Genomic DNA, 8277 nt, shown 5'->3' on the forward strand with positions numbered 1-8277 from the left:
GTCCAAAATTTCTTACATGCAGTTTTCTATCCATGTAATTTCCCGTCTAGTTATGTAATTTCCTTTCTTGAATTATGTATTTTTACGCCTAGTATTTTGTATTCTCACAGATGCTCATCATTGATGTTTAGTTAAGAGATTACGCACATTTATTTTTTAAGATCAGCAAGTTGTGCTTCTTGAACGTCATTTTGCAGACTCTGATCTATTGTGAGAACACAGCGATACGCTGTTGTTTTTTGCTCTCTTTCTCAGTGCCGTATCGTTTGCATTAAATACGAACATAATTTCGTATTTCGATACCTCAACATTGAGATTTTTCACTATGTACTTTCCAAAACTTCCGGCCATTTGATTGAAGGCAACAATAGATTATTGTGTTTAAGGCTTATGGCGAAAGGGTTTTCAGCAAATAGCGGTATTCCGCGTCTAATTTTTATAAAAAAATTAGACGCGATGAGAGTAGGTTATGAGTAAATCATAAGGTGATTAAATTTGACGTAGCCAAGCAGCTGCAAGACATCTTGCATAAGTTGGAAATAATCAATTGGTATGTAGCTAAGAAATAGCTATAGGTATCCACTCCCGACGATTCGGGCCACACCGGTGGGTGTGTGGTACATGCGCAGCAAAGCGCATGGAAGAAAGTTGTCGTTACTCAGAAGAGCTTACAGCCAAAACGACTCAACTGTAAATTGATAGAGTGATCATCTCACTGCAGTGTAATGTTGTCAAACGTAAGCTTTTGCTAGAAACAGATTTCTATATATTTAAAACAGTTTTCTATATTTGTATTGCTCATATATAGAATTCATTAAACCTTGATGAATTTTAATGAATTCAAATTTACCTTAATGCTAAATGACTAAAAATAGGCGTTACAGGCTGATTATTGAGTAAACCGGTTCGAGATTTTATAGCCCTGTAAATCGCTCTGAAAGCGTCATAAACTTTCAAACGTGTTTTGGGGTATATCGGTGTGGTTTATATCTAAAAATCGGCTCTATGAGGTTTTCAGGCTGCGAAAGCATGGTTTTTATAGGCTAACTTACGGATTTAACATAAAGGGCATATCGCGCATCGGATTTGGACTAACAAAATTTAGGTCAAAAAATTAGGGCTGTTAATAAAAAGGTTAAAATAATTCATACAGACCGCCTTGGTCTGCATAAGCTAGGAGTAACAAACTATGAGATGTGAATTACAGCATCGTTACAGCCCTGAATTTGAAGGGCTCCCAAATGACCAAAGTAAATTTAATGGACGTCATAAATGTGCAGGTTGTGCATATGAAAAAGGAATGGAATCAGGTCGATTAAAAGCATCATCCATTACTATTGATTTTGAATCATTGCCAAATAGTCAAGCAGGGACTGTTCGACACAAAAGCGTTCAAGCTGCTTTTGCTAGAGGTTATTTAAATGGTGTATTGGAATCTTATCAATAAACGAACATTAATAATTGGGTCGCCTCTGGCGGCCTTTGTAATTACGTGGAGGTATTAAATAAGCTTAACGGTTGTTGTTCTTTCAATATGAGCTTTTAACGATTCTTCTGCAAATCTTTCTGTTTTTATTTCTTCATTTTTATTAAACCATTGGCAGATCGCTCCTCCATACATGTGTTCTCCATGTATAGTCATAATTGGACCGCCACTTTTTAATTGAACGATATCACCGATTTTGAAAGTATCTAAAGCCATTTTTTTTCCTTATTAATTATTCACTACATTGTAATAAATAGACCGTTCTTTTATAAACGGTCTTTAATTTATTTTCGTGGTTTTCCAGCATCCGAACGTTTTTTTCGAATACTACCATCGTTATTGCGATCTCTTGGTTGTTCACCACCGCCAGGTTTAGGAACATTTACATTTGGATTTATTGGTCTTCTGTCAGCCATATTATTCACCTTTATTATTATTTACTGGAATTTTAAACATACCACCATTCGGTCTAGTTATTCGCTTTCCCTTTACTGTGATGTAAGGACGGAAAATATATTCTTGTTCTTCAGTTGTATTGATCATTTTGTGACCTTAATTTTTAATCGCACCATCACAGAATTGTTATTTTTATTGCTATTATGTAGGATAGCTATGAAATTCATCTGTGATATATTGTCGTTACGTTTAATTTCAATGAGTTAAGTTGAGTGCAATCTTCTTAACTCTCCTTCTTTTTTCGCATATCTCTTACATGTACTTAATAAAAAGTGTTTTTTATCGTCTATAAGTATACACTAATCATTAGTATCGCAAATCATTTTGATTAGATCAAGTTTTGTTCTGTTTGTTTTCTTTTTATTCGTATTTGTTGGAGGATACATGACTCATTGTGAAAGTTTAGTTGACCTTAGAATGGATTTTATCGAGCAATTATTACTTCTTAAAGGGTGGTTTACTCGTCGTGATTTAATGTGTCGATTTGATATAAAAGAAGCTGCAGCTACTAGAGATATAGCTAAATATAGAAAACTTGATGAGTTCGGAAATAATTTGGTTTTTAATAATAGTCTTCGTCGATATGAACTTAAAGAAGATACATTTAAACCAATTTACATAAAAAATATAACAACGATAATATCGAATTTAAAAAATAGTAAGATGTCCAATATTATTGGTTTCGGTTCTGTTGGAATAGAATCTTCCCCTCGAATATCTGAGCCAAATTTGAATGTAATAGCGCCAATCTCTCGAGCTATTGTAAATAAGAATGTGATTACTATAAGGTATTTTTCTATTGGTAGCGGTTCGTCAGGAGGGGTAAAGACTATTGCGCCTCATTCTATATTTGACAGTGGTTCAAAGCTATACGTTAGGTGTTATTGTTTTAAATATGAAAAATTTTTAGAGCTAGTTGTAGATAGAATTATTGAAGTCGTTGAAGCTATTGGTGATGCCAAAGATAGTAACCTTCAATGTATTGATTTTTGTTGGAATAAATTTGTTAATTTAGAGATTAAACCTCACCCTAAAATTGAGCACCCTGAGACTATTAAACATGAATTGAAATTTGACGGTGAGACGAAAGTAGTATCAGTGCGCTTAGCCCTCGCTCAATATTGGCTACAACAGTGGAATGTTGATTGTTCGAATGATTATCAACTAGATCCTAAACAGTATCATTTAGCCTTAGTTAATTTAGACGTTTTAAGTATTGATGGTTGTAATGGTTTGCTAGCTCCTGGTTTTTTAGTTAAGGATCATAATTAATATGGCAATTACATATATTCCTAAAGTTGGAGATATCCTTGAGTGTGATTTTGGAAACTTTAAGATAATTGAACAAGGGTATGATGAGCGTAATTATGATGGCCGAATACCGAATGAAATGATTAAGCGTAGAATGGTTATGGTTATCAATCCTAAAGTTGGGGGAGGGTGTCATTTAGTTGTGCCTATTTCTTCCACAAAGAATATAGCATCGATAAATAATGGAACTCATGTTGAGATTACTTCTGATTATTTTCGAGTGACTAATTTTTATGATAAACGAGAACGCTGGGCAAAATGTGAAGCTCTTCAATTAGTTAGTAAATACCGTTTATTTAAAATGATTGATAATGGGGAACGTTTTGAACAGAAATTACCTCGGGAAATGGTTGAATTAGTTCAGCGCGGTATTATCGCTGCGGTAAATGCAAAATCGTTACTAAAGTAAAATTTATTTAGTTCGTTTCATTACTTTATTAATTAACGCTAGTGTTAATTATAATGGAAGTGCTATAATCAGTTCGTAGCCCTTTGAGGCACTTAAAGATTTCAATCCCCTTTGAGGGACTTAGAAAGCCCAGTTAATAACTGGGCTTTCGACTATCTAGAATTTAAAAAGGCAGCCTAAGTAAGGCTGCCTTTTTAGTTTCTGGAAGTTACATGATTAAGTGCGTTCTGAGCAGATTTAACTTAACGTGCAATCGTTTTTCCTAATGAAATAGTATTTTTGACGGTTCTATTCAGGCATTTTGATTTTCAACTATCAGGTAATATTTAACTCTTTTTATTGGAGTTTATTATATGCCACTAAACATTCCAAAACCGACGAGATTTGTTCAAGCAGGGTATAAGCCCGTTGAAGGAGGTTTTGAAAAAAAAGAAGAAGAAGAACAAGAAACAGCAAGGGAGCGAGCCGCTCGCCATCGTCAAGCTCGTAGAGCTGAATTAACATATACAACAAGTGATGAGCAACGATGGGCTAGGAATCGAGCAAGAGTGCTTTCTGAACGGAAGAAGATTGAAGTGCCTAGCTTTGATCTTGATGATGCCTTAAAAAATCCAGAGTTAGACGGAGTTAAATCTGTAAATATCGATCCTGTATCAATGGCCATGGAAACTGTTATTGATTTGATTGATGAGGGTAAAAACTTTATAGCTAATCCGTCGTTGGGTGGTGTTGCTGCAATTGCTGTAACTGCTATTCCGGGTAAATATGCGGATAAAGTTTTGGATGAATTACCTGTTAAAAAAATATTTTCGTCATATGAATTTAAAGCACCTTCAGGAATATCACAAAAAGTTTACCAGCAAGATATTGATTGGGATTTAAACGTTAATACTAGGAGTGGTGTTAAAACTAATTTAGAGTTAGTGCAAAATGGTAGATCTCCGTTTGTTATTAAAGATGGAAAATACTCTCAGATAAATCTCCATCATTCAAAGCAGAACTCTAGAGGGGCTTTGTTTGAGTTATCGGCTAAAACGCATCAAAAATACTATGGAAGTAATAGTTTGCACCCTTACCTTCCAAGCAAGCACCCTATAAATCCAGTCGATAGAGATATATTTAATGTGGATCGTGACGCTTATTGGATTGAGAGAGGGAATAATGAGATCAAAAAGAGGTAAGTTATGTTGGATTTAAATTTGGTGAATTTTTTTAAAAGTAATTCATGGTGGTTTGATGATGTAAGTGAAGATTACAAGCACGCTTTAACATCAATTGGTTTGAATCTTAATGATGATATTTCTAAATTTTACCTTCATGTAGAAGATGGTGTTACATTTTATAATCGAAGCCAAGAAATATATCAGCTTTGTTGGTTTATTATAAATACTGATTATCTTTTAACAACTATGGCAGCTCGTAGTACTTTTGATTTATCTGAGGATTATATCCCATTGAATGATATTTCAAACGGTACTTACTTTTATAATATAAAAGATAAATCGGTTGTTTTTTTGGAACTTGGTGAGTCTTTAGTTGAATTCCGTGATGGGAATCCTAAATATAAATGGAATGATTTTAATTCATTTATTACTTGGTATTTTGAGCGTTAATAGTTATTTAATCAAAACTAGCAGCTTAGTAGGTAGCTAGTTTTTTATTTTATAAATTATACGATATATTTCTACCGTTAGATATTTACCTAAACAGTGCATAAATTTATCCCTATATTCTGCCATTTTGTTTAGCACTATCTACTCGATTTGTATCTTCTTCCTAGTCGTTTTTTACCTTTAAGATACACAAAAGCCCCAATCGTTTGACACGATTAGGGCTTTCGTATTTAATGGGTGCTTGTTCAGTGCTACCAACACTAACAAACGCGACACCAACAAACCATACTTGTGATGTACTGCTAATTATACAGCCGTATTCACAGAATACAACGTATAAGAGGCAAGAAATGAAAAACAGACTACCCCTCACTACCCTAAATACATGGCATCCCCTAGAATCTTTAAGTTCTGAATTTGAAGTTATTCCGTTTCGTGATCGCAAGAAAAAACACATCCCAACCTTAAATCGAAAGTTATTCAACACACTTGAGAAGTATGGCGCGTGGGTAAATTCGCAATGGCCTTTCTTAGTTCATAAGTTGGTTGAGGTCGGTATGCGTAAGCGTAACCTCTCATTTAAAGAAGTACATAAGTGTAATATTGAAAATACGTTGCGTTGGATTTCCTACCATTCAGATGCGGTTACCGGTTGTATTAACGTCACGCATTTGTGTATCGAGATTGGTAAAGAGATCGGGGTATCGAGCTCGACTATTTCAGTGATCATGAAAGAATTGGTTATCATGGGCTTGTTGTACGAGCCTGAGCACAGTGGTCAATCCATACAAGATATTCTGCATGATGGCCGATTGCCAAGAACGCTATGCACCACACCGTTGTTCTATGAAATGTTTGGTATCAATCAGAATGAGTTAGATCGTTTGCGCTCCATTGAGATTAAGCGACGTGAAATTGAGTATGCAAAAAGACAAGAAAAATACGACGCAGAAATCGCGCTGAAAACCTATTGTCACAGTAATATTCTGCGTGTATGGGAATATCGACATACTCAATCAACCTCGAGTTATAAGATTAAATTGGCTGATATGGCCCCAATGACTCGCCTGGCTTATATTTCTCGTAAGCTACTTGAGCGTATCAAAGCGAAAGAGTGGTCAATTAGTACCGAAAAAGACAACATCACCAAGATGGCCAACAATCTACTTCGTAGAATGGGACTATCGGTTAAAAAATCGGAATTCGCCCCTCCAATACCTTAAATTAAGTGACCTTGTCACGCTCTTAGCTGAGTGGAACTCGTCACGCCTAGAGTTTAAATTGTTCAATAAGTGAGCAGGGGAGGTGATAAAAAAGGATCTTTTTCATCGTTATACGGATCCTTTTTCATTGGTTCCCTATTAGTTATACATTAATGTCGGAATAGCCCTTTCTTAATTCAGATATAGCCCCTTTCTAAGCCCTGCTAATATTCTTTTCTTATCTAATTCAAAAATATCTAATTCCACCAATACTTGTTGATAAAAGAGCAGAGCATTAGATACCTCCCATTAATTTTTATTTAAAACCTCAGATTCCTTTAGTTCTTCATTAAAAATTAAAGGGCAAATTAACCCCTTACAAAATCAATTAATTCTTTGATGTGGTCAGTCATACGCGCTGAAAGTGCTTTTTGTCATTCGACAGGAAGATGAATCACACTCTAAAAGAAATGGGGTAGTTCTTATCGCTTCGCTATGGTCTAGCAAGAAAGGAAATGCGCAGCGAGCTCTAAATTACGCAAGTTGCATAACGCAACCTGCGTAATTTCTAATACCCTTGTTATGGCTTAGGCTCTGGTACAGTAACTTGAGGATTAGATACTCTAAAAAAATGAACTAAGATTGAGTATTTTTCTCTTCTTGTTTTCACTGATTCATTTTCATGTCGTTTCCAATAACCAATAATTTGTCTTTTCCCTATGCTTTCTAAGGATGAGATTGGTTCGTGTTTGAAAATATCGTCAATGATGGCAATTAATCGTTTCATTTGTTTCTTTTTGTACGCCGATTTTTTTCCTTTGGTACTGTAAACGATCAGGGTTTGTCTTATTTCAAAGTGGGTTTGTGGATGCATGCTTTATCCCAAATAGTTGTTCGTTATTGATATACGTTCGTGGCCAAGTTCTTTTGATATCTGTAATCGGGCTTGATGATCTAACTGTCGTGCGTCTTGTTTTGAGATATTTAACGTTGTTGCCAGGTATTGGTGATGGGCTGAATGAGATACGTTTGCTGACACAGGGCTTAATGCACCGGTTAATTGTTCGTATCGATGATTGGCAAAATGATGTCGTTCGGAATGGAATGTAAAACCAAGTGAATAGATCTCTCGATAAGATTGATTTTGAAATTGTGACCACTTTTGCTCTGCAGGGATCATCGAGTGTTCATCTTTTTGAATACCTGCAGCTCTTTCTAGTGCAGATATTTGAGTATGAGATGAAATTGGGATAGTTCTTTCTTTTCCGCCTTTTGTTCCAAACTCAACCGTGATCACTTGCTTGTTAATCGCTTCCTGAAGAGCGCTCTTTGCGTCAATAAGACACGACTCTTTGAATCGTAGGCCAAACTCTCTTTCAAGCGTTATAATGGCTCCTAGTCGCTCAGACACGTTATTTACAGCATGATTGTGCTCTGCCAGTGTGACGCTGTGGTTACTGATCGCGATCCCTGTTCGATTCGGTAAGCCGGCATCTTTTACAGGATTGATATGAAGCTGGTGATCACATCGAGCATGAGATAGCGCGACATTAATTTTAGATAAGTAATTTTGAGCAGTTGAAGCACTCATTTTTTCTTCTTCAAAACGCTGATTTAAGGATCCTGCATAAGACTGAACGTGAGATTTTTCTATTTTTCGTAGATCCTTTATCTCAAATTCTTCTTTCATGTGTTTTGCAAAATCATTGAAAGCACTTTTTGAATTGTGTGTTGAATTGTCACCGTTCCCTTTCATTTTGTAGGCAGCAACAAGCGCTCGGCTCATATCACGAGAGCCAA

Annotated in this window: 11 protein-coding genes; 6 read left to right on the forward strand and 5 right to left on the reverse strand. The window is 35.6% G+C overall.

What is annotated here, in order from left to right; translation table 11 throughout:
* Positions 1–1189: 1189 nt before the first annotated feature.
* Positions 1190–1447, forward strand: a complete 258-nt coding sequence (locus PVK62_RS16600; protein ID WP_274445507.1) for a hypothetical protein — start codon at positions 1190–1192, stop codon at positions 1445–1447.
* Between the two features lie 54 nt (positions 1448–1501).
* Here the strand turns inward: PVK62_RS16600 and PVK62_RS16605 are convergent, their stop codons facing one another.
* The 3 genes from PVK62_RS16605 to PVK62_RS16615 form a co-directional block, all read right to left on the reverse strand.
* On the reverse strand, positions 1502–1702 hold the full coding sequence (locus PVK62_RS16605; protein ID WP_274445506.1) for a YodC family protein: 201 nt from the start codon (positions 1700–1702) through the stop codon (positions 1502–1504).
* A gap of 68 nt (positions 1703–1770) precedes the next feature.
* The gene (locus PVK62_RS16610; protein ID WP_274445505.1) at positions 1771–1902 is read right to left on the reverse strand and encodes a hypothetical protein; all 132 of its coding nucleotides are present in this window, start codon (positions 1900–1902) and stop codon (positions 1771–1773) included.
* Position 1903: 1 nt separating this feature from the next.
* Positions 1904–2029, reverse strand: a complete 126-nt coding sequence (locus PVK62_RS16615; protein ID WP_274445504.1) for a hypothetical protein — start codon at positions 2027–2029, stop codon at positions 1904–1906.
* Positions 2030–2326: 297 nt separating this feature from the next.
* Between PVK62_RS16615 and PVK62_RS16620 the strand changes: the two genes are divergently transcribed.
* The 5 genes from PVK62_RS16620 to PVK62_RS16640 all read left to right on the forward strand — a co-directional run bounded on the left by PVK62_RS16620 (position 2327) and on the right by PVK62_RS16640 (position 6498).
* Positions 2327–3214, forward strand: a complete 888-nt coding sequence (locus PVK62_RS16620) for a WYL domain-containing protein (RefSeq protein ID WP_274445503.1) — start codon at positions 2327–2329, stop codon at positions 3212–3214.
* 1 nt (position 3215) lies between these two features.
* Positions 3216–3662 (forward strand): type II toxin-antitoxin system PemK/MazF family toxin, encoded by a 447-nt coding sequence (locus tag PVK62_RS16625; RefSeq protein ID WP_274445502.1) that lies wholly within the window; start codon positions 3216–3218, stop codon positions 3660–3662.
* Between the two features lie 353 nt (positions 3663–4015).
* Positions 4016–4843 (forward strand): HNH/ENDO VII family nuclease, encoded by an 828-nt coding sequence (locus PVK62_RS16630; protein WP_274445501.1) that lies wholly within the window; start codon positions 4016–4018, stop codon positions 4841–4843.
* 3 nt (positions 4844–4846) lie between these two features.
* A complete protein-coding gene (locus tag PVK62_RS16635; protein ID WP_274445500.1) occupies positions 4847–5275 on the forward strand; it encodes a hypothetical protein in 429 nt (142 codons plus the stop codon).
* Positions 5276–5625: 350 nt separating this feature from the next.
* The gene (locus tag PVK62_RS16640; protein ID WP_274445499.1) at positions 5626–6498 is read left to right on the forward strand and encodes a replication initiation protein; all 873 of its coding nucleotides are present in this window, start codon (positions 5626–5628) and stop codon (positions 6496–6498) included.
* A gap of 559 nt (positions 6499–7057) precedes the next feature.
* Here PVK62_RS16640 and PVK62_RS16645 read toward each other — a convergent pair.
* Positions 7058–7351, reverse strand: a complete 294-nt coding sequence (locus tag PVK62_RS16645) for a hypothetical protein (RefSeq protein ID WP_274449490.1) — start codon at positions 7349–7351, stop codon at positions 7058–7060.
* Positions 7352–7354: 3 nt separating this feature from the next.
* Positions 7355–8277, reverse strand: a 923-nt coding sequence (locus tag PVK62_RS16650; RefSeq protein WP_274449491.1) for an integrase domain-containing protein, incomplete at its 5' end; no start/stop codon positions are given.

The organism is Aliivibrio sp. S3MY1, assembly GCF_028765575.1.
Taxonomy (GTDB): domain Bacteria; phylum Pseudomonadota; class Gammaproteobacteria; order Enterobacterales; family Vibrionaceae; genus Aliivibrio.